Source organism: Candidatus Hydrogenedentota bacterium, assembly GCA_019637335.1.
Classification (GTDB): domain Bacteria; phylum Hydrogenedentota; class Hydrogenedentia; order Hydrogenedentales; family JAEUWI01; genus JAEUWI01.
Window position 1 is genome coordinate 20,219 of record JAHBVV010000021.1, and the last position, 21,821, is coordinate 42,039.

General features: G+C 65.1%; 12 protein-coding genes and 2 tRNA genes. 5 read left to right on the forward strand and 9 right to left on the reverse strand.

Annotated features, from left to right (window positions below; translation table 11 throughout):
- Positions 1-7 precede the first annotated feature (7 nt).
- Both KF886_19105 and KF886_19110 read left to right on the forward strand, forming a co-directional pair.
- Positions 8-83, forward strand: a tRNA-Gln gene (locus tag KF886_19105).
- Between the two features lie 45 nt (positions 84-128).
- A tRNA-Glu gene (locus KF886_19110) sits at positions 129-204 on the forward strand.
- 159 nt (positions 205-363) lie between these two features.
- Here the strand turns inward: KF886_19110 and KF886_19115 are convergent.
- Positions 364-1,710, reverse strand: a complete 1,347-nt coding sequence (locus KF886_19115; protein MBX3179471.1) for a sigma-54-dependent Fis family transcriptional regulator — start codon at positions 1,708-1,710, stop codon at positions 364-366.
- A gap of 36 nt (positions 1,711-1,746) precedes the next feature.
- Positions 1,747-3,519 (reverse strand): sensor histidine kinase, encoded by a 1,773-nt coding sequence (locus KF886_19120; protein ID MBX3179472.1) that lies wholly within the window; start codon positions 3,517-3,519, stop codon positions 1,747-1,749.
- A gap of 486 nt (positions 3,520-4,005) precedes the next feature.
- Here KF886_19120 and KF886_19125 point away from each other — a divergent pair, with 486 nt between their 5' ends.
- Positions 4,006-4,389: a hypothetical protein gene (locus KF886_19125; protein ID MBX3179473.1), complete on the forward strand. Its 384-nt coding sequence runs from the start codon at positions 4,006-4,008 to the stop codon at positions 4,387-4,389.
- 474 nt (positions 4,390-4,863) lie between these two features.
- On the opposite strand, the gene KF886_19130 is transcribed toward KF886_19125, so the two are convergent.
- Complete coding sequence (locus KF886_19130) at positions 4,864-7,974, reverse strand: DUF5107 domain-containing protein (protein ID MBX3179474.1); 3,111 nt, start codon at positions 7,972-7,974, stop codon at positions 4,864-4,866.
- A gap of 218 nt (positions 7,975-8,192) precedes the next feature.
- Here KF886_19130 and KF886_19135 point away from each other — a divergent pair, with 218 nt between their 5' ends.
- Positions 8,193-10,325, forward strand: coding sequence for a thioredoxin domain-containing protein (locus KF886_19135; protein ID MBX3179475.1), 2,133 nt, complete (start codon positions 8,193-8,195; stop codon positions 10,323-10,325).
- A 396-nt stretch (positions 10,326-10,721) separates the two neighbouring features.
- Here KF886_19135 and KF886_19140 read toward each other — a convergent pair whose 3' ends face one another.
- The 3 genes from KF886_19140 to KF886_19150 form a co-directional block, all read right to left on the reverse strand.
- Entirely contained in the window at positions 10,722-11,399 is a 678-nt protein-coding gene (locus tag KF886_19140) for a DUF1318 domain-containing protein (protein ID MBX3179476.1), read from the reverse strand.
- An 88-nt stretch (positions 11,400-11,487) separates the two neighbouring features.
- Positions 11,488-14,430, reverse strand: a complete 2,943-nt coding sequence (locus tag KF886_19145) for a hypothetical protein (protein ID MBX3179477.1) — start codon at positions 14,428-14,430, stop codon at positions 11,488-11,490.
- A 26-nt stretch (positions 14,431-14,456) separates the two neighbouring features.
- Positions 14,457-15,914: a transglutaminase domain-containing protein gene (locus KF886_19150; protein MBX3179478.1), complete on the reverse strand. Its 1,458-nt coding sequence runs from the start codon at positions 15,912-15,914 to the stop codon at positions 14,457-14,459.
- Positions 15,915-16,405: 491 nt separating this feature from the next.
- On the opposite strand from KF886_19150, the gene KF886_19155 reads away from it, so the two are divergent.
- A complete protein-coding gene (locus KF886_19155; GenBank protein ID MBX3179479.1) occupies positions 16,406-17,326 on the forward strand; it encodes a PEP-CTERM sorting domain-containing protein in 921 nt (306 codons plus the stop codon).
- 91 nt (positions 17,327-17,417) lie between these two features.
- On the opposite strand, the gene asnB is transcribed toward KF886_19155, so the two are convergent.
- From asnB to KF886_19170, 3 genes are read right to left on the reverse strand one after another with little or no spacing between them, the layout of a single operon-like run.
- Complete coding sequence (gene asnB, locus KF886_19160; GenBank protein MBX3179480.1) at positions 17,418-19,301, reverse strand: asparagine synthase (glutamine-hydrolyzing); 1,884 nt, start codon at positions 19,299-19,301, stop codon at positions 17,418-17,420.
- A 2-nt stretch (positions 19,302-19,303) separates the two neighbouring features.
- Positions 19,304-20,434 carry a glycosyltransferase gene (locus tag KF886_19165; protein ID MBX3179481.1) on the reverse strand — a complete coding sequence of 377 codons (1,131 nt, stop codon included), beginning with the start codon at positions 20,432-20,434 and terminating at the stop codon, positions 19,304-19,306.
- A complete protein-coding gene (locus tag KF886_19170) occupies positions 20,434-21,477 on the reverse strand; it encodes a glycosyltransferase family 4 protein (protein ID MBX3179482.1) in 1,044 nt (347 codons plus the stop codon). Before KF886_19170 ends, KF886_19165 begins: the two co-directional genes overlap by 1 nt.
- Positions 21,478-21,821 lie beyond the last annotated feature (344 nt).

Consider the following 21,821-nt stretch of genomic DNA (forward strand, 5'->3'; position numbering starts at 1 on the left):
CCGCCGTAGCCGCATGGCCAAATTGGTAAGGCACCAGATTCTGGTTCTGGGTATTCTAGGTTCGAGTCCTAGTGCGGCTGCCATTTTATACACATAGACGGCCCTCGGGCCGTAGCCACGTTTTCGGTGGCCCGTTCATCTAGGGGTTTAGGATGCGGGATTCTCAGTCCCGTCACAGGGGTTCGAATCCCCTACGGGCTACCATATAGATTGCAGGGCCCCGGCTTCCGCCGGGGTCTTTTTTGTCTCCGCCTTACCAAAATCCCGCACGCCAATACGGGGGCCTGGGCTACGCGCTGGGGCGAAATTCGGCTCATACGCCGCGGTGGGCCGCTGGTGGATTGAAATGGAAGAGGTTTCCGCTCAGGGTCTTTCCAGCCCATAATCTTCGATTTTCTTGCGCAGGGTCACGCGCGTAATGTCGAGGATTTCGGACGTTTGCTTGATGTTCCAACCGGTGGCGCGCAGCACACGGGTGACATACGCCTTTTCCATATCACGCAATGATTTGAGCTCGGAATCTTCGCCTTCCGGCACGGCCTCGTCGCCGATGGCGGTCTGGACGAGGTCCGCGGTGACAATCGGGCCGCGGGATAGCAGGGCGGCCCGGGTCAGCACGTTATTCAGTTCGCGTATGTTACCCGGCCAGGGATAGCGTTCGCAGCGGCTGAGCGCCTCGGCGGATATGCCCTGAATGTCCTTGTGGAGCTCCCTTCCGAGGCGCGCGAGCATGCTATTGGCGAGGATGGCGATATCGGAGCGCCTTTCGCGAAGCGCGGGCACGTAAATGGTGGACACCGCGAGCCGGTAGTACAGGTCGTCGCGGAAAGTCTTTTCCGCCACCATGGATTTCAGGTCCCGGTGCGTGGCGGCGATGACCCGCGCGCGAAATGGGATCGACTTGGTGCTACCGACCCGTTCAAACTCTTTTTCCTGCAGCACGCGAAGCAATTTTGCCTGAAGCTCGAGAGGCATATCCCCGATCTCATCGAAGAAAACCGTCCCCTCTCCGGCGGCCTCCAGCCTTCCCGGCCTGTCAGCGTCCGCACCCGTGAACGCGCCCTTCACGTGTCCGAACAATTCGCTTTCCAGCAACGTGGAAACGACGGCGGAGCAGTTCACCGCGACAAAAGGCCGTTCCGGAGCGCCTGTTTCGTGCAGGGCCCTCGCCACGAGCTCTTTTCCGGTTCCCGTCTCACCTTGAACCAATACGGGCACGTGGCTTCCCGCGGTAATCGCGATCTGTTTCAGCACTTCGATTGTGCGGGGGTGCGACCCGATGATTTCGTGTGGATTCCAAGCAGCCTCGCCCGTTTCGGGCTGCGACCGCCGCACGGCCACTCCAGCTCCCCGGCTGGCCGCCTTCTCAATTGAAAGCATGACGGCATCGAGATCGAGCGGCTTCCGTATATAGTCGAACGCGCCGAGGCGCACGGCTTCAATCGTAGCCTTATAATCCTGCACGCCGGTAATCATCACCGGAACGGTCAGCGCGCTCCGCGGAAGTTCCCGGAACTTGCGCAGTATATCGAGGCCGGTGGTGTCCGGCAGGTTCAGGTCGATGAATGCGAGGTCGTAGGGTTCGGCGGCGAGCCGGTCAAGGCCTTCGGCGCCGGAGTTGCAGGTATCGGCGCGGTGTCCGGCTCGCTCCAGGTGGATCTGGAGCGAGCGGCACAACGCGCGATCATCATCGATGACGAGTATGTTCATGACAGCTTTCCGTATGGCCGGTAGCGGCCCATACGCTCAATGTTCGGCGCGCGGCAATCCAATGCAGAACGCCGCGCCGCCTTGGGGAGACGCACCGGCGTAGATGCGCCCGCCGTGAAGTTCCACAATTTTTTTCGCGTTTGCCAGGCCCAGCCCGGTTCCGTCGCTCTTGGTCGTGAAGAAGGGCTTGAACAGTATCGCCCGGTGTTCGGGGCGTATTCCGGCGCCCGAATCAAGTACTTCCACGATTACCTCGCCCCCATGAACGCGCGCGCCGATTTCCACGGCGGATCCGTTGGGTGACGCGTCAACAGCGTTCTTAACCAGGTTTTCAAGGACGCGGGAGAATTGCTCGACATCGACATTTACCGAGGCCATGTCCGTATAATCTTCGAAGGCGATCTGGATGCCCTTTTCCGCGGCCAGCCGCCTCAGGTTTTGCATCAGGTTCGCAAGCAGCGCGCCTGCGGGGAAGGGCTCCAAGTTCAAATCTATGGGCCGCCCGTATTGAAGGAGTTCATGGAGCATTCCTTCGAGCCGGGCGGATTGGCCAGACGCGATTTCCGCCAGCTCCCGATCATCCGCATCCAGTCTGGCCGAGGATTTCAGAGCATGCAGGTTCATCTTGATTGACGATAGCGGGTTTCTCATCTCGTGAACGACCCGGGACGTCAGCTCGCCGACGGTAGCGAGCGTGGCGGATCGCACGATGACGTTTTCCTTATCCCGGAGATCGTCCAGCATGCCATTGAACGCCGAACGCACCTCCTCGACCTCGCGGAGCGTGGCGGGCTCCATGCGAGCATCGGTGTTCCCGCTGGAAATCCCGCGGGCGACCCTGGCGAGGTTGGCCAGCGGGCCACCGAGGGAGCCGGAGAGCCACGCCGATACAAACGTAACGGCAAGAAGCGCAACGACCACAACGACCGTTGCGCGAAACAGCAACACCCTGACTGGGCGCATGGCCTCGTCCTGGCGAATTTCCACGACCAGCCACCAATCGCTCCCCAACGGGAGGGGAAGGGTGGCTCCAATTGTATCGCCTGTTTGGAAAGTGGAGTCCCTGGTCTGAGCCGCGCCCGGATCGCCGGAATCGAGGTGATCAAATGCGAGGAACTCATCCGCGCTCCCGTGGGTGGCGGCAAGAGGCGCCGCGCCGCGCCGCTTGTCCGAGCTCGCCAGATACACCGTGCCGGTACGACCGAGCCCGGCCCGGTCCTCCAGAATTGGGGACACCGCCCGGGTTACATTGAGGCGGGCCACGACGAAGCCGGCTATTGCGCCCTGGCCGCGTCTGACTGGGATGCTCAATCGCATCATTGCTTCGCGGCCATCCGCCGCGCCTTCCGGTTCGCTGTAGACCTTCTCGGCGCTGGCGGCCCGATCGCGGAACTCGGCGTCAACGGCCGTTTGTCCCGGATCGCCGTCCACCTCCGCAGCCGCAAGTAAAGTCCATTCCGGACCGTAGAGCGCAAGGCTCTCATACTCGCTGCCCGCACCTTGAATCGAGTTCAGCGTTTCTCGCCAGTGCGAAAAAGCCTTTTCACGACGCCCCGATTGGAGTTCTTCCAGCGCCGAGGAGAGGCCAGGGAGACTTGCCAGCGCGGCCAGGTCACGCTCGCGCTCGATGAGCCAAAGCTGGATCATGGCCCGTCGCGAAGCCGCTATCGACAGGACGTGTTGCTCCAACAACGCGTGAACGGCCATTCGTCCACAGTGATAGCCCTGATACGCAACGATGGTCAGCGGTATCAGTGAAAGCAGGGTCAGTGCGGCGAATATGCGGTGGCGCAGGCTACTACCTGGCATGATCCAATCCTGGGATTTTCGTCTGGGCTGTTTCCGGGTGCTGATGGATTCGAGACTCCCCATTATAGTGCGCGTTGCCGCTCCGCGCGACCACCCGAATTCGATTGACGGGCAACGGGGTTGACTCACGCTTGGCGTTGATTTTTGGGACGGGACTCCCCGGCGGGCGCGGAATTACCGAATACAGCCGGCCCCGTGTGGCCAGATTCTGACCAGCGATCGTGGTTAGAAGCTTTTCCGCGGATTTCGGATGTTCTTCGAAAGCACCCTTTTTATTGGTGTTTTCCGCGGTTTTTCGTTTGGCATGATACATGCTTTCGCTTAGGCAAGGCCCGCAAGCCCTGGCGCGGACGGCGGCGGTTGAAGAAACCGGCTGACCACTCCAGCGAGCGGCGGCACAATTGAAACCCACTGTCGAACGGGGTATACAGCGCCACCGCGCTTACTACCCCAAACACCCCCAACGGGGTATTAAGGAGAGCAGCCATGTACAAATCTCTGATTCTCACCGCCACCGCCCTCACCTTTGTTGCCATGAGCGCCTCGGCCCACGCCGGAACGATCATTGACAAGGGCGAACTCGGCAAGTACGAGCGCCGGGGCCAGTTTCTCAAGCCCGTGCTGGCCGCGGCCCCGCGCAATGTCGCCTCGGACCAGAAGGTCGCGGCGCGCAATGAGGCCGGGAACATCGTCGACAAGGGCGAGCTCGGCAAGTACGAGCGCCGGGGCCAGTTTCTCAAGCCCGTACTGGAAGTTGGCCCCCAGGGTTGGGCAAACATGGGCCGTGTGGCCCCGGCCAGCAGCGTCACGCACAAACACGGGCTGAATGGAAAGGAACACCGAAACATCGGGCGCAAACGCGCCTACTGAATATGGTGTGGAGCGGCGCCTGGAGGCCACCAACGGCTTCCGGGCGCCGTGGGCGTTTTGCGGTATGTGGCAGGGCGGGGAGGTCAAGGAGGGGTGGCCGAAGGTATGCTCTCGAACGCGCGAAAGGCCTATTTGGCGTAACCTCCCGACAATAGTCTGGTTCTGAGGCTGCCGGGTGTCGCACTCTGGTCGCCGCCTTACGAGAATCCGGTCCGCGCCGTTATTGGGGTGGAACCAACGGCAACAATCAGGCGAGGGCGACGGTTTGTCTCGGACGTATCGAGCAATGTTTTATCGTTGGATCGCGCACCGGGACGCGGAGGATGTCACACAGGCAGGGTGCGAGAAGCTCGCGTTTCAATCCAAGCGGTCGGGTCCCCGATAAGCCGGTGGCTACACCGCATCGCGAGGAAGCCGTGAACTGGAAGCGATCGCTGCCGTGAAGTTCCGCCAGGACCGTGAGGCGCGGGGCGGCTATTCCCCCGTGGCTTCGAGGGCGGCGGCGCATTTTTTCACGAAGGCGTCCTGCGCGTCGTTTACGCTGATGAAGGGTAGCTTTGGCGCCTCTTTTGTTGGCTGCGCGGCGCCGATGGCCCAGGCTTCACGGGCTTCGTCGTGGCGGCCGAGTTTGGCGAGGCTCTGGCCCTGCCAGTAGCGGATTTCGGCGTCGGTGAGGACGTATCGGCGGCCGACGTTGAGGTATTCCGGGTAGGTGAGGGCTTCGGAGAAGTCCGCCAGGGCGGGTTCGAATGCGCCGGCCTCGTAGTGCTGAAGCCCGCGGGCGAGCAGGGCCGCCTCGAAGATGTCGTGCGGGCGGGTGGAACCTTCGTAGTTGGTGAAGGTGGCGTCTTTCAGGAGCGCGAGGCAGTTGTCGTACCGGCCCTCGCCCAGGTAGGCCTCGGCGAGCCACAGGACGATATCGAAGCGCGTGGGCGCCTCGCGGGGCATGGTTTCGAGGAGCGCGATGGCTTCGGCCTTCTTGCCGGCGGCGGCGAGCACGAGCGCGAGATCGCGGTGGTTTACCTGGTGGTTGGTAACGGGGAACACGCCATGGGGCAGGTAGGCCTTGTATTCGACGGCGTCTGGGTTTTCGGCGGCGGCGGCCCGCGCCGCCTCGTCCTCGGCGGCGCGCGCCATGGCGTTACCGAGGCACTCTTCGGCGCGCGCGAGGTCGTTCCCGCGTTTCCAGGCATCCAGCCCGAGGAGGCGCCAGGCGACGGCGGGGGCGTCGGGCTGCTGGACCGCGGATTCCCAGAGGGCGACGGCGTCATCCATCGCGAAGAGTGCGGCTTCGAGGCATCCGGCGGCGGTGAGGATGTTTGCGTCTTGCGGGTCGACGCTTCGGGCGTAGGCGAGCACGGGGCGCGTCTCTGGGCGGGAGGGGAAGGTGTAGGTGTGGGGCATGCGCTTCGCGAGATCGACGAGGGCGGCGGCATGGGCCTCGTTCCCAATGCGCGCGCGGCACCAGGCGAGGTAGTAGACGGGGAGTGGCCCCAGGAAATGGCGTCCGTCCTTCACGCGCTCGAGGATGGCGATGGCGTCGTGGTAGCGGCCGAGATTCGTGAAGAAGGTCACGGTTTCAATGAGGGTGAAAAGGCGCTCGCCGCAGTTCTGCTCGAAATAGGCGACCGCTTCGCCGGCCTTGCTCGAATCCGCCAGGGCGTAGAGCGCGTTGAGCACGAAGTTGGTGGGGTCGTCCGCGTCGCGCGCGGCGGCGATTTCGGCGGCGATGTTCTCGCCGGCGGCGAGCCGGGCGGCGAACTCCCAGTCGCGGAAGCGCGTGTTTTCGGGGGCCAGCGCGCGCGCGGCGGCGAAATCGCTTACGGCGGCCGGGTAGTCGCCGAGGTTCATGCGGGCGCGCCCGGCGAGGCTGTATCCCTCGGCGCGGAGCGCCAGTCCGCGCACGGCGGCATAGCCGCTGTCGATGGCGCCGCGGAAATCGCCGGAAGCGAGTTGCGCCGCGCCCAGGAGGTAGCGCGCGCGGTGGGCCTCCTCATCGACCCGGAGGGCCTCCTGGCAGTGGAGGATGGCGCGGGTGTAGTCCCCGCGTTCCAGGTGGAGGGCGGCGAGGGCTTCCAGGGCGCCGGTGTGCCCCGGCGATACGGCGAGGACTTCTTCGTACTTGGTTTTCGCCTCTTCCGGGCGGTTCTCGCGGTTGAGCAGTTCGGCCTGGTGATAGAGGCGGGTGGCTTCGGGGAGGGTTTCGCGCCAGGCCTTTTCCGCGGCGAGGTCCGGCGCTTCCACGGGGGTGATCGCCAGGGGGGTGGCATAGGCGAGCAGGGTGGCGTCTCCCTGCGTCACGCGAACGTCGACGGGGCCCGAGGCGACTCCGCTCACGGCCACGGACACGGGCGCGACCGGGGACAGAGAGGCGGGCTGGTCGAGCAGGACCTTGTTCCCCTGCGAAAGGACGACGCGGGCATCGGGGAAAATGCCGGTGGCGAGCATCTTGATGGTGAGGTTGTCGCCGCTGCGGACGGCGTTTACGGCGAGGTCGCGGTTGGCGAATTCGAATCCGTCACCGAGGCCATGGACGGGGTACCAGTACTCGCGCCAGGCGACTTCCTGGTGCGGGTGGAGGAACCCGTAGTCCGCCTGGGTGAGGAGCGGCCCGGACTGCACTTCGATGTAGGGAGCGTCTTCCGGACCGCTGTCGGTAAGGCCCATCTGGCTGACAACGCCGAAGTCGTCCTCGCCCCAGGTCCAGGCTTTCTTGCCGGGCAGGAGGCGGTGGTCGGCGTGGGAGACGACGCCGCGGTCGAGATCGACGTCGTAGGCCCCGAAGAAGTCCTGATCGCAGCCGTAGGCGAAGACCGAGCTCATGGTGGGGTAGTTGCGGAGCCAGGTCATGTCCTTCCCTTCGTGGACGGGCCACGAGAAGAACTCCTCGCCGTTGTGGTCGCTGCCGAGGGACATGGGGAAGATGAAGCGGGTTCCATCGAGGTTGGGGAAGGCGGTGTTGTTCCAGAAGTAGTAGGTGTGGGTGCCGTCGGTCGGGTTGAACATCCGGATCGACTCGTCGAGATAGGCCTTGCCGGGGTGCAGGGTGAGCTGGACGGTCCAGCGGGTGCGGAAGTTCTTTTCGGTATTGCCCACCACGAGCGTTGCGGATCCGTCGCCGTTTTGCAGCAGGGCGGCGTCGACGGGGGAGACGATGGTGACGGTGTGGCCCTGGGGTCCGGCATTCCATTCGATGCCGCCGGCGATCCAGGCGCCGCGCATGGCGATCAGGGCGGGCTTGATCACGCCGGGGGTATGAAAGACCTCGGTGTCCGTGGTCTTGTTCCATACGGAGTGGATGCGCCCGCCGAGCTCGGGCAGGCAGGTGATCTTGAGGTATTCGTTTTCGAGAAAGAGCGCGCGATAGGTGCGCGTTTCGGCGTGTCTCAGAAGGTGGTCCTGGCGGGTGTAGGGGTAATAGATGCTGTTTTCGTAGGCCGAAAAGACGGGATTCGGGTCGTCGATCCAGGGGTAGGTCTTGAGGTCGAGGGTACCCTCCCAGGCCTTGACCGGTTCCCCGTGCGCCGCCCCCGTGAGCAGCAGCAGCGACACCAGAACAGCCAACACGCGCGGTTTCTGAATCATGACCCGTTCCTTCCTCTTGAATTTCGCAACCGGCGGCATCCCCGACCGCCGGGGTTTATTTTAGTAAGGAGGCGCGGGAATGTACAGTTGGGGGTTAGGCTGGAGTGGACGGCAGGGACAACAGGGACAGCGGGGGCGGCGGGGGTGGAATGTGGTATGGTGGTGTCAGCAGAACCGTCTTGAAACTCCGCAATCAACCCGCCATTTGGGAGGCCGCCGTGACCCACGATGACGCCCAGCCGCTGTATATCAACCACCTGATCCACGAGACGAGCCCGTATTTGCTCCAGCACGCGCACAACCCGGTGGAGTGGTATCCGTGGGGGGAGGCGGCGTTCAAGAAGGCGCGGGAGGAGGACAAGCCGATCTTCCTGTCGATCGGGTATGCGGCGTGCCACTGGTGCCACGTGATGGAGCACGAGTCGTTCGAGAACGAGGAGATCGCGCAGTTTCTGGCGGAGTATTTCGTGAGCATCAAGGTGGATCGGGAGGAACGCCCGGATCTGGACGATATTTACATGACGGCGGTGATGGGTCTTACGGGGCACGGGGGCTGGCCAATGACGGTGTTTCTGACGCCGGACCTGCACCCGTTTTACGGGGGCACGTATTACCCGCCGGTGGACCGCCACGGGCATATTGGCTTTCCGACGCTGCTGCGGGGCATCGCGCAGAGCTGGGAGGAGAAGCGGGAGGAGATCCTGAAGGGCGCGGAGAACATTACGAATTTCCTGAAGGAGCAATCGCGCAAGGCGCTGCCGGACGAGACGGTGCTGGCGTCGAAGCTGGTTGAGAAGGCGCGCCAGCAATTGAAGAACAGTTTTGACGCCGAACGCGGGGGCTGGGGGGGGGCGCCGAAGTTTCCGAACAGCGGCGCGATCGGGCTGCTGCTGCGGTCGCACCGGGCGACGGGCGATCCGGAGCTGCTGGAGATTGCGACGGCGACGCTGGACAAGATGGCGCGCGGGGGGATGTACGACCAGATCGGCGGCGGGTTTCACCGGTATTCGGTGGATGCGGAATGGCTCGTGCCGCATTTTGAGAAGATGCTGTATGACAATGGCCAGCTGGCGCAGGTGTACCTGGAGGCGTGGCAGGCGACGGGCGACCCGTATTACCGTCAGATTACGCGGGAAATCCTCGATTACGAGATCCGCGATATGCTTGATTCGCTCGGGGGCTTTCACAGCACGGAGGACGCGGACAGCGAGGGGGAGGAGGGCAAGTTTTACCTCTGGACGCACCGCGAGATCCTGGATACGCTGGGCGAGGAGGATGGGCGGCTGATCTGCGCGTATTACAACATCATGGAGCGCGGGAACTTTTCGTCGCACGAGACCTACCACCGGGGGCTGAATATCCCGCATATCTCGCGGCCGCCGGCGCGGATCGCGGCGGAGCAGGGCCTCGATCCGGAGGTGCTGGAGGCGCGTGTCGCGCCCTTGCGCCAGAAGCTGCTGGAGATACGCGCGGTGCGGACGCGCCCGGGGCTGGACGATAAAGTGCTGACATCGTGGAACGCGCTGCTGATCACGCCGCTGGCGCTGGCGGGGGCGGTGCTTGGGGAGCCGCGCTACACGATCGCGGCGGAGAACGCGGGGCGCTTTCTGATGGAGCGGATGTTGCGGGAGAACGGGCTGCTGCGGACGCACCGGCATGGCGAAAGCCGGATTCCGGGCTACCTGGACGACTACGCGTTCACGACGAATGCGTTTGTGGATCTGTACGAGGGGACGCTGGACCCGGTCTGGATCGAACACGCGGCCGCGATTGCGGAGCAGATGATTGCGCGTTTTGGCGACGAGGACGGGACGAGTTTCTATTTCACCGAGGCGGCGCACACCGACCTGATTCTGCGGACGCGACCGACGTATGACGGGGCGGAGCCATCGGGCAATTCGGTGGCGGCGCTGGCGCTGCTGCGCCTGGGTCTGGTGACGGGCCGCGAGGATTTTCAGTCGTGGGGCCGGAAGGTGGTGGAGACGGCGCAGCCGCAGGCGAACCAGGCGCCGCAGGGGTATCTGCGGATGCTGTGGGCGGTTGACTTCCTGTTGCACGCGCCGGTGGAGATCACACTGGTCGGGCCGCGGGACGACGCGACGATCCGGGCGATGCACGCGGCGGTGTTTGCGCGGTACCTGCCGAACCGGGCGATCGTGCTGCTCGATCCGGACAATCCGGGGCCTGTCGAGTCGTCGCCGCTGGCGCGGGAGAAGACGCTGGTGGATGGGCAGCCGGCGGCGTATGTGTGCGTAAACCAGACGTGCCTGGCCCCGGTGCGCAGTCCCGAGGCGCTTGGGGCGCTGCTGGACGGGCTCGGCGCCGGGGATGCTTCTGAGATGGCCGAATAGGGCGCAGAATCTCGACCAGGCCGCTCAGTCGGCGAGGATGTGACCTGGTAACACTTTAGCGATCTGAAGTGCGGAACAGTATGTGTTTTTACTGATGGAGCCGGTGTGCATGGAACGCCGGCGGGCCGCCGGCGCTCCATAGTTGTCTTGCGCCGGGGGCGCAATGCCGGCGGGCCGCCGGCGCTCCATAGCTGTCTTGCGCCGGGGGCGCAATGCCGGCGGGCCGCCGGCGCTCCATAGTTGCACGTAGCCTTTATTCAACGAGTCGCTCTGGTTTGGCCACTGTGCTTCGTTCGGCTAAAGTGATACGTAACCTGAGACTTTTCCGGTGGCATAAAAGGCGGCGGCGCACCGGATGGCGCGCCGCCGTTTCATAGTCTCACGAATTCGGGACGGTCAGGGAATCGTCACCCAGGCATCCGGCTTGCACTGGTCGCCGAGCTTCTTGCCAATGTCGGATCCCTTGACGTCATTGAAGAGCTCGCCGGCCGGCGGGAGCTGGTAACGTTCGCCGGCCTTGCCCCGCTTCAGGCGCTCGACCGCATAAATCTGCTCCACCTTCGTCACGGTCACGCCGTCGTCCTTGTTCAGGCGCGCGATCTCGTTGTAGAGCGCCTTGCGCCCCTGGTTCTCGTCCGCCACGAGCTGCTGCGCCGCATTCTTCGCCGCCGCATCGGCCAGGGCGTCGCAGTCGCGCAACTCAACATAGCCGCGGTTCGTCTCCCCGAGGCAGCCATCCTTCTTCAGCTTCGCGATGGCGTCGTTGTTCTTCCGCAGCGCCGTGGCGATTTCCTCCACCTTCGCCGACTTCGTGTTCATCTGCGCATGCGCGGTCTCGAACGGGTCGATGGCGTCCAGCGCGCGCCGCAGCCACGACGTGGGTTCGCCCGCGTCCTCAAATCCGGGCAGGGTGTCGGACTTGCCCTCAATGAAGTCCAATACCCCTTCGGCCTGTTGCTGGACGTGCCGTATGTCCAGGGTGATGTGGGCGTCGATCTTGTGCTCCGTGCGAATGACACAACCGGCCAGAACAAGTATGGCCGCGGTACTCAGGAACCAGCTGTTTTTTTTCATGAGATATCCTTCCTTTCGTCACACGAGACGCAAACGCGCCAAACCTTATTCACGTATTCTATACCGGGCGGCGGAAGCGCCGCGAGTTTTAGCGTTCCTGTTGTGCGGTGGACCGCATGGCCTCGAGGATGGCGGCCGGTTCCGCGCTGATATCAACCGTCACGTCGAGCGATTTGCTTTCCAGGCGGGCGACGCCCTTGATCAGCCCCCCTTCAAGCCGGAGCTGGAGCGTGGCCTTCTCGAAGGGGCGCTGCTCGTCATTGCCGATCACCTTTTCGATTACCCGCTGCACCGATTTACTGCCCACCGCATCATTGACGTACTGCGACATGAGAATCTGCCGGACCATGCCGCGGTTCATGCTCAGGTTTTCGGAAGCGACCAAGTCCACGTGCAGATCGCGGAGCCCATCCAGGGACAGCGATATTTCCGCATCTCCACTGACCTTGCCGGTTAGCATGAGGTCCGGCGGCTTGAAGATACGCGTGAATTCGGCCAGGTCCAGCCCCGCCACTTCGACGTCCAGCGTTCCCGGAATGGCGGGATCCAGGTAGTCGAAACGCCCGCTCGCGACCAGGTTCCCGCCCAGAAACGTGGTGGCCAGTCTGTCACACGCCAGATGGTCCGGCCCTATCCGGATGAAGGTATCCGCCGCGCCAAAGGGGATTTCATAGATCGTGAAATTCGCCGCCGTCAGGCGCCCGCCGCTCTCGCCGCCCGCCGGGCTGAACTGGCCCGCCCAGGCGATCGTATCAAACGACGCCATTTTCTCGGGAAGCGCCAGCGAGGCCGCGCGCAGGTCCCAATTGACGGCGCCGGAAAAAGCTTCCCCGGTCCAGGCGAAATCCTCGCCGCGCAGGGTGGCGCGGCCGCTCTCGGCGGCGCCCAGCATCCCGCGGCGGACCAGCAGGTCGAGATCGGTCTCCAGCGCGAAGGCGGAGGCCCGCATGGAGAAGGGCGTTTCGCCCGTCGGAAACTGGAACGCGAGCGCGCCGAGCTCCCATGCGGCCAGGGCGCCGATCGTGGCCCGAACCGGCGCCAGCTTGAGCGAGTTCGGTGTGTAGGCGTAGGCTAGACTCCCCGCCAGCTCCAGTTCCTCGCCGTAGGGAACGCTGTAGTCGCCATACCCGAAGGACCCCGACCGCGCCGTGAAATCCCCGAGCGAGGTTTCCTCCGCTGTGATGGACAGGGCGCCCTGGATCGCGGCGTCCCCATAGAGGTCGGACAGGTCGAACATGCGGGCGACGGCGTCGAGCGAGAGCGTGCCGCCGATCCCGCCGCGCATCGCCGCCCGCGCGATGTCGAAGGACCAGCGGGACACCGAGGCGTCGAGCAATCCCTCCTGCTTTACGCGCAGGCGCTCGCTCGCCAGGCGGCTGGCGTCGAGGTCCAGCGCCACGCGCCCGGAAGCTTCCACCGGGGCCTCCTCCGGGAGCACGACATCGCCATACCGCAGCCCGGCGCCCTTGAGGTCCAGGTCCAGGGCGACGGGGGCGTCCGGCGGCAGGGTAGCCAGCGCGGATCCCGATATCGCGCCGGAAAACCCGGGCAAGATCGCGTCCCCCAGCAGCGAGGCGGTCCAGGGATTGACCTGCACCCCGGACAGCGCACTCGCGATAGATACCGGCGCGTCCGGCGGCACAACGATACGGCTCTTCACGTTGCCGCCGTGAAGCGACAACGCGGTCTCGAGTTCCAGGGCGCCGGAGGCGTCCCGCGACACGGCCAGCGGCGCCTCCACGGGCGCGGCGTCCCCGAAGGCGAGCGCCAGGGTGGCGTCAATGCGCAGCCCATCGGCGCCATACGCGAAGTCGCCGCGGGCTCCGAGACGGTTCAGTGGCTTCAGAATCTCCAGCGCGCTGGCGTAGGCTTCGGGCGCGAGTTGCGCAATCAGTTCCCGTGGCCACGGGTCCCACGTGAAACTGCCCTCCGCGCCTTCGCCCGCATGGCGGACCGAGGCCTCCACCTTCGCATTGTTCAGCAGGGTGGCCTTCCCGGTGATCGTCGTTTCGTCACCGTACTGGCCGCGCACCGCCACGTCAAGCGGCCCTTGATAGTACGGGTCTTCCGCCGGCCCCACGGTAAGCAACGGTATCCGCGCATCCACATTGGCCTGGTCGATCACGATGCCCGAATCGCTCCGGTGCAGGTGCACGTCGGTGTCCGCGAGCGCGAGGCGTTCGAAATGAAAAGGCACGGAAGAGAGATCCGTCACCATCGCCGCCCAGAGCGGATCCTCGAAGGCGGCTTCGGGCACGGAAAAGGACAGGAATGGCTGGCCGCCGCGCTGCATCCAGGAGGCGGTCCCGCGCAGGCGCGCGAGCGGTCCCAGATCGATTTCGGCGTCGAGGTCCGCGCTCTGGCCGTCCCAGACCGCGTCGACGCGCACGGCGCCCGCGCCGGATTGCGGGCCGCCCGGGGCGTGGACGGAGGACCACGCCAGGCCGGCAACCGGGGCGTTCAGGGCGATGGATCCCCGGTCCAGCGCCGCCAGCTCCGCCTGGAATCCGAGGTTATTGGCGCGGAGGTAGTAGCTTGGAAAGTCGATTTCGACCCAGAGGTCGCTCAGGGAAACGCGTTCCGGCAGAAACGGCGTGATATCCATTTCGCCGCCGCCCGGCTGGCGGAATCGGTCGGCGAGGAATTGAAAGTTGTTTTCCGCGACGCCCTGCTGGATCGCGATCTGTAACCCGTCCAGCGCCACGCTGGCGAGATAGCGGCCGCTTTCGGGGCGCAGGGCATAGGCGACGCGCGCTTCCTCCAGCCGCAGGGGCGGCCCGTAGATGGACGCGCCGCGGGCCGCGATCGTGAGGCCCTGTACCGTGAGCGGATTACGCAGCGACACCGATTCGACGGTGGCGACGCCGCCAAGCTGCGAAGAGAGCGCGTATTGGAGGCCCAGGCGCTGGGGCGTTCCGGTGTAGAGCAGGCCCGCCCCCAGGGCCGCGAGCCCCAGCGCGGACAGCAGGGCCACGGCGGCCACGCGCCGGCCGCAACCGCGCCGCGTTCGTGTCGTCTCCTCGTTGGCCATGGCGCTCTCTTACCTCGTCCGGGCCGCTACTGATCTTCCGCCTCCCGAATTTGAAGCTGTCCGATGATCGGGATGATGCGGGCCTGCTGAAAAAGATCGCCCTCCGCCAGCTTGATGTGCGTGGCGTCCACCAGCGGCTGGTTGAAGGTCGGGTCCACATCGATCCACTTGCCCACCCACACCTTCGCCCACTGGTGGAAGTAGAAGCCGGGCTGGACGCCCTCCACATACACGAGGCCGGCGACTTCGCGCGCGGGCAGCCCCGCGGCGCGCGCCAGCCCGATAAACAGGATGCTGTGCTCCGTACAATCGCCCTCCAGGTGCTCCAGCACCTCGATCGCGTTTGTCAGCCGGGCGGAGAAGGTGCTGTTCATGTTCTTGTAGACCCACTCGCAAAGGAGCTTCGAGACGGCCAGGCTGTCGCTCGCGTCCTTGAGCGCGCCGGAGGCCGTCGCCTCGTCGATGATCGACTTCGCCTTTTCGATCAGCTTCGGGTGATCGCTCTGAACGAACTGCGTCGCCTCGATCCACGGCGCCAGCGCCTCGTCGGTGATGGGAAGCGGCGCGGGCTTGAACCCCTTCATGTCGTAGCGCCGCCCCTCGAAACGGTAGTAGCCGTCCGCCGGCGTCACCGTCTGGCGCTCGTCGTTGAACACATGCGCGTCCGACAGGGGGCCGCGCATTTCCAGCGCGAGCGAATTCCGCTTTCGCGCATCCTGGATCGGGGTTTCGACCAGGGCCGCGTTGCCCGCGATTACATCGTTACTGTAGGAAACGTCGCGCGCGAGCTGTTCGTCTTCCAGGCGCAGCTTGATCAGGCCCGCCACCTCGTCTTCCAGCGTCACGCCGTCCTCTGTGACATAGGACACCGAGTTTACACCCATCTCCCGGAGTTCCGTGGAGATCTTGAAGACCTTCGTGTGCACCCCCTGCATCTCGCGTTCTTCCACCGCCACAATCGTACTGATGCCCGTGATTTCCTTCCGGTACATGGGCTCGAAGGTGGTGAACTCAATCGCGGCGCCAACCTTCGCGTCTCCGGAAACCAGCTGGGCGAGCTTCATGGCGTCCTGGAGCGACTCCCTGGGCTTCGGATGCACCCCCTCCGACTCCGCCCCCCCGATGACCGTCTTGAGATGCAATTCGTCGCCGCGCACGACGCCATTGAAGCGGTTGGATCCGGCGGGATCCACGACTTCCGAGACGATGGAAAGCAATGCGCCGTCGGCAGCGTAGGTGCGCGTCGCCTCGATCCGCATGTCCTGCTTCACGCCCGCCATGTTGATCTGAAAGCGCATATTCTCGATAACGGATACGCTCCCGTCGTCGTTCTGCTCGACCTTGTTAACCGCGTAGCCCGCCTTCTGGTCGTTCATGTAGACGCCGTACCAGCTCTCGCCGAGGTAGGCCGCGATATCGATCGGCTGGGATAGCGCCGCGGGCGCGAGCAGAAAGAAGAATAGCGCCACAATCCGTCGTGTCATATGCGGAAACTCCTGCGTTCGTTCAATACGCCATTGTACTGTATTCACCGGGCGGGGAAAAGCGGGGCCGGATCAGGCCCGGGCCCGGAAGCCAGGCTCGATGAGGACCCCTGTCGCAACCCCCAATTCCAGACCGCGCCCGAAAGATGGCGGTCTGATGAAGCGCAGGATATTGATCTGCGTGGTCCCCGCCCAGACTCCCGCGAGTATTCCCGCAGTATCGTCATGAATCTTCGCATCGGCGTGGGTCGCGGGGTAAAAAAACACTCATTCGTGATAAACGATCATCGGCTGATGTGCCGAATGCGTTTCGGTTGGGACGAGTCAACGCAAAGAATCGCACCCGTCCCGCACCGTAAAACCCGTATCTCCCTGCTGTTCCGCTTGGCATGAAAATTGCGGTGGTTTGCGCATCGGGGAGCGCGTGGTCACGCCGTCGCCGCCTCGGTGTCGCTGTTTGGAAGTACCTATTGATAAAGGAGTTATGCGAAATGGGAATCAAGAAATGTCCCGGTCTGGGTTGTGTGCCGCCACGGGTGGCCGTTTCGACGTTGATGGCGCTCGCATTGGGCGGAATCTTCTCGGCTACGGCCGGCGCCGTTACGGTGACGACCAACGCCGAATACGAAGTGACAACGACCACGCCCGAAACCGTTACCGATCAGGACGGCCCGAATTCCACGAATTCCGGATGGATCTGGTCCCAGGTTTGGTATGGCGCCGAGAGCCTCCCCACGCAGGTGACTGAAGGGGTCGGGCCGCTGGACTATTATTACACCAGCTACGGCTACGCGGGCGGATTCGGGGAAACCTCCGGCAATCTGGCCGCCAACGCCGCGCTGGACATGGGCGATGACGTCCTCGACATGTGGTTCCAGGGCTCTTCGACTTGGACCGATACCTTTTCCAACAATAGCGGCGGGCCGCTGTCCTACGATTTCAGCTATTATGTGAATGGCGGATGGCTGTCGTTGTACGGAAACGGCGGGACGGCGGGTTTCAGCCTGGAGATCCTGCTGAATGGTTCGTCCGTCTGGTCGCGCACGGCAACCGCGTCCGGCAGCCCGATTGACGACAACGTTGTTCTGGATCCGGATGGCCTTACCCACACGATCTACTATGAGCCCATGTACGGCTATTATGACGTCTACTTTGAGCCCTTTGGGGGCGAGGTCGCGCTCGGCGAGTTCGCCGCGGGCGAGCAGTTCGATATCACTTACAATCTGGATGTGTGGGCCTGGAGCGAATCGCAATACGGTGGAGTATACGCCAACATCGGCGACCCGTTCGGTTTGGGATTCTCGGGCGAGCTGAACGCGAGCGCGCCAATCCCGGAGCCCGCGACGGTAGCGCTGCTGGCCCTCGGCCTCGGAGGCCTGGGCGTGCGGCGCTGGCGCGGTACGCCCCGGTAGTCGCGAGCTACCGTACACCACGTTGAAGAACCTCGAAGCCCCGCCGCTGGCGGGGCTTCGTTCGTTCTGGCACGCAACGAGGGAACTCCGCCTATCGGGACGGTCCTGAAGCCATGGACGCCCGGGCCCGCCACCGGAGCCACAGTTCGAAAACGAGGAGCGCCCACAGGTGGTGGCCGAGGTTCTCGCGTGCCGCGGCGTGGCGTTCCTGTAGTGAACGGACGAAATCGGGATTCAGGTATTCACGGCAGCGCGCATCCGCCGCGAGGACCGTATCGCGTACGAGATCCTCCAGGTCCTCCCGCATCCAGCGGTGAACGGGCAGGGAGAAGCCCCGCTTGCGCTGCGCGAGCGCCGCCGCCGGCAGGCGATCGCGCATGAGGTGTTTCAAGACGCGCTTCGACTGGCCGCGGGCATATTTCAAGGAAAACGGCAGCGTGGCGGCGAACTCGGCGATGCGGTGGTCGAGCAGGGGCACGCGCGCCTCCAGGCCGTGGGCCATGCTCATGCGGTCCACCTTTGTCAGGATATCGTCCGGGAGGTACATGCGCGTATCGATAAACAGCATCTGATCCTCGGGCGATAGATCAGCGCATTCGGCGCAGATCGCGTCAAATCGCTCCGTATTCTCCACGCGCCACTCCGGCCGGATCAGCGCCGCGCGCTGCGCGCCCGTGAAGCAGGAAAGCCGCCGCTGGAATCCCCGCGCCGGCGCGAGAAAACTGTCCTCGTGAAAGCGTTGGAGGCGTTGCGCCGCCGGGCGGTCCGGCAGGCGCCCGATCAGGCCGCCCGCCGCGCGGCGCATCCACGCCGGGACGCGGCGGTACTGGTGTACGCGCCGCGCCATATGCGTCCAGGTGTAGCCGGCGAACAGTTCGTCGCCGCCATCGCCGGACAGCGCCACGGTCACCTGTTCCCGCGCAAGCTGGGATACGAGCCACATGGGCAGGAGCGAGGAATCGGCGAAGGGCGCGCCAACGTGCGCGAGCATCCGGGGGAGCAGATCCGCGAGATCGGGTTGCAGGATGGCTTCGGTATGATCCGTATTGAAGTGTGCGGCGACCGCCCGGGCGTAGGGCCGTTCGTCGGCCTCCGGGTCCTCGAATCCGATGCTGAACGTCTTGAGCGGCGCCGCGCGATCCCGGCAAACCGCCGCCACCACGCTGCTGGAGTCGATGCCGCCGCTCAGGAAGGCGCCCAGCGGCACGTCGCTCCGCTGGCGCAGGCGCACGCTGTCCGCGAGTAGCTCATCCAGGCGGTCGGACGCGCGCTCCAGGGTCCACGATGGGTCTGGGGCGTAGCGCAGCGTCCAGTAGGGCGAAATGCGGAACGTCCCGCCGCGCCACACCAGCATGCAGCCGGGTTCCAGCGCGTGGATGCCGCGGTAGATCGTCTCCGGACCCGGCGTATAGAGGTACTGGAAGTACGCGTCCATTGCGGCGGGATTGATCGCGGAATCCACCAGGCCGGATCGAAGCAGCGGGGCCAGTTCCGACGCGAAGGCCAGCCCGCCGGGGATCTCGGCGTAGTAGAGCGGCTTGATCCCGAGCCGGTCGCGAACCAGGACCAGGGTCTCCGCATCGGGATTGTAGAACCCCGCCGCAAACATGCCATTGCACCTGGGGAAGAAGCCCTCGCCCCGCGTGGCGAAGCCCTCCAGCAGCACCTCGGTGTCGCCGGCCGTCTGGAAACACGTTCCCGCGCCTTGGAGTTCGGCGCGCAGCTCGCGGAAGTTGTACACCTCGCCGTTGTACGTGATGATCTGCCGCCCGTCCGCGCTCGTCATGGGCTGGTGGCTCGCCGACGTGGGATCGATCACGCTCAGGCGCCGGTGGCCGATCTCCGCGCGCGGGCCAACCCAGCGGCCCGCGTTGTCCGGGCCGCGGTGCGCCAGTTCGCCCGACATTGCGCGGACCCGTGCGCGCGTTTCGTCATCCGGCGCCTCCCGCCAGACCGCGCCGCTTATTCCGCACACGATCAGTCCCCCCGCCGCGGCGCCGGCCGCAGGAGCTCGTGGTACAGCGCCCGGTGCGCGTCCACCATGCGGTCCACGGGCAGGTTTTCCCGCACCCAGGCGCCGGCCGCGGCCCCGAGCGTTTGCCGCAACGCCGCGTTCTCAAGCAGCAGGCCCACCGCACGCGCAAAGGCTTCCGGCGTCCGCTCGTCAAGCAGGAGCCCGGTCCTCTTGTCCGCAATCAACTCCGGCAACCCGCCCACGCGCGCCGCGACGCAGGGTTTTCCCGCGGCCATCGCTTCCATAATTGCGTTCGGAAAGCCTTCGATCGATGAAGTCAGCACCACGACATCCATGATGTGCAGCAAGTCGGCCACTTCGCTTACCGTGCCCGCGCGCGTGAAGAACCGTTCCTGGCCGCGACGCCGGATCAGGTTGCCGATGGCGTTGACCTCGCGCCCCGTGCCCACCAGCACGAAGTGCAGGTCCTGGCGCTGCGCGAGGAGCCGGTCGGCCATGTCCAGAAACAGCCGGTGATCCTTCACCGGGCTGAAATTGGCCACCATCCCCACATTCAGCGTGTCCGGCGGCAGGCGGAAGCGGTCTGTGCTCTGGTGGCGCGGGACGGTGCTGATAAACTGGTCCGCGTCGACGCCATTGTGAATCACGCGAAAGCGCGCGCGCGTCAGGCCTTCCTGTTCCGCGGCATAGCCGGCAACCGCCTCGCTGTTGGCCACGATGCAATCGACATAGTGGTTCGCGCGGCGCTGCATGAAGCGGTGGCGCGGCTTCTGCCAGGTCGCCAACTCCCGGCGGCTCGATACGATGACGGGCACGCCGGCCGCCCGCGCGGCCCGGTTCGCAAAAAGATCAAATCCCGAAAGGAAGGTGTGGAGAATATCCGGCGTGTGCGCGGCGAGAATCCTGCGCATCCGCCGCTCGACGCGGAAATCCCAGCCCGACGGCGAATCCAGCACGCGCACATAGGCCCCGGCGCGCCGCGCGTCGCCGATAAGCGCGCCCTCGCTCCGCGTGCAGATCAGCGTGGTCTCGAAATCGTGCGCAAGTCCCTTGAGCAGGTGGAGCAGTTGCATCTCCGTGCCGCCCACCCGCATCGTGGGGATGGCCCAGGCGATTCGTGGCCGCCGGTCCATCAGGCCTCCTCCAGAAGCCGGGCGAGGCGCGGGGCGGCCACAGACAGCGAGAAGTCCGCCTCGGCGGTCGCCCGCGCGGCTTCGCCAAGCCGATTGCGCAGCGCCGGATCGCGCAGCGCGGCGAGCGCGGCGCGCCATTCCGCGGGGGTTTCCGCAAACCAGCCGTTTTCCCCGTGGCGGATGATGTCCGTTATCGCGCCATACGGTGTCGCAATGCACGGGACGCCCGCCGCCATGTACGTCAGCGCCTTGAGCGCGCACTTGCCGCGGGTCCAGGCGTCCCGGGCGAGCGGCATCAGGCCCACACTGAATTGCTGCACGATTTCGACCTCCGTGTCGTAGCGCCAGGGTACCGTCCGGGCGGCCTCCCAGTGTACCTGCGCGGGATCGGCCCCCGCCACCAGCAATTCGCCCGGCGCCAGTTCGTCCAGCGCTTCGCCGATGGTGTCCAGCGCCGGGGCGGTGGCCGGCGCGCCCATCCAGCCGGCGCGGAAGGCGGTCGGGGCCGGGCCGGGTGTAAACCGATCGGTGTCCACCACCGTGGGGAAGCAGGTCGCGTTGCCGCCCAGCGCCGCCGCCTCGTCGGCCAGCCAGCGGTTGCCCGCAAGCACCCGGTCGGCGCACGCCATCAGCCGCCGCGCCTGGTTCCGGTCCTCCAGCAGCGACCACGGCATCCGCAGTGGGTGCGGCGGCGCCAGGTGCACCGCGTCGTCGATATCGTAAATAAGCCGGCGCGCCCCCGCGCGAAGCACCCGGTCGAGCCCGGGGAGGTAGGCCGTGGTGATAGCCTTTTGCAGAAACACGGCGTCGTAGCGCCGCGCCAGGAGAATCTGGCGGATGCGCCGGGGCGTCTCGAGCGCGTGGTACCAGAACGCGCGCCCCTGGCGGCTGGGACCGCTGTGACGCCGCCATTCGGCCTCGCTCAGGGGGGCGCGCACGTCGCACGCGATGCCCGCCGCTTCGAGGTGCGGCAGGAACTGGTGCACGCGGTAGCGGGGGCTGGCGGCGGCTTCCGGATAGAGGGTGAGAAAGAGAACGCGCATCGTGGGCCTGATCTGGCGCCCGAGCCAAGCGGCGCGGGCCGTGAAGAGTGCGTCGCCATTGTAGCCCGCCGCGCCCCCCGGCGCCTATCCCAGGGCAATCGCTTCTAAACTTCCAGTTCGGTAACACTTTAGCGTTCTGAAGTGCGGAACAGTATGTGTTTCTACGAATGGATCCGGTGTGCATGGAGCGCTGGCGGCCCGCCGGCATTGCACCGAAGGTGCGAGAACTCATTGCCGGATCCCTCCGGCGGCACGCCGCTTCTGATGCAACGGCGGCATTTCCAGAACGCTGTATTGCGCCTGCGGCGCAATCTGCCGGCGGGCCGCCGGCGCTCCATAGTTGT

Bases quoted from the DNA above. Each gene is read 5' to 3' on its own strand.
- KF886_19115 (MBX3179471.1), bottom strand. From the start codon at position 1,710: ATGAACATACTCGTCATCGATGATGATCGCGCGTTGTGCCGCTCGCTC.
- KF886_19120 (MBX3179472.1), bottom strand. From the start codon at position 3,519: ATGCCAGGTAGTAGCCTGCGCCACCGCATATTCGCCGCACTGACCCTG.
- KF886_19125 (MBX3179473.1), top strand. From the start codon at position 4,006: ATGTACAAATCTCTGATTCTCACCGCCACCGCCCTCACCTTTGTTGCC.
- KF886_19130 (MBX3179474.1), bottom strand. From the start codon at position 7,974: ATGATTCAGAAACCGCGCGTGTTGGCTGTTCTGGTGTCGCTGCTGCTG.
- KF886_19140 (MBX3179476.1), bottom strand. From the start codon at position 11,399: ATGAAAAAAAACAGCTGGTTCCTGAGTACCGCGGCCATACTTGTTCTG.
- KF886_19145 (MBX3179477.1), bottom strand. From the start codon at position 14,430: ATGGCCAACGAGGAGACGACACGAACGCGGCGCGGTTGCGGCCGGCGC.
- KF886_19150 (MBX3179478.1), bottom strand. From the start codon at position 15,914: ATGACACGACGGATTGTGGCGCTATTCTTCTTTCTGCTCGCGCCCGCG.
- KF886_19155 (MBX3179479.1), top strand. From the start codon at position 16,406: ATGGGAATCAAGAAATGTCCCGGTCTGGGTTGTGTGCCGCCACGGGTG.
- KF886_19165 (MBX3179481.1), bottom strand. From the start codon at position 20,434: ATGGACCGGCGGCCACGAATCGCCTGGGCCATCCCCACGATGCGGGTG.
- KF886_19170 (MBX3179482.1), bottom strand. From the start codon at position 21,477: ATGCGCGTTCTCTTTCTCACCCTCTATCCGGAAGCCGCCGCCAGCCCC.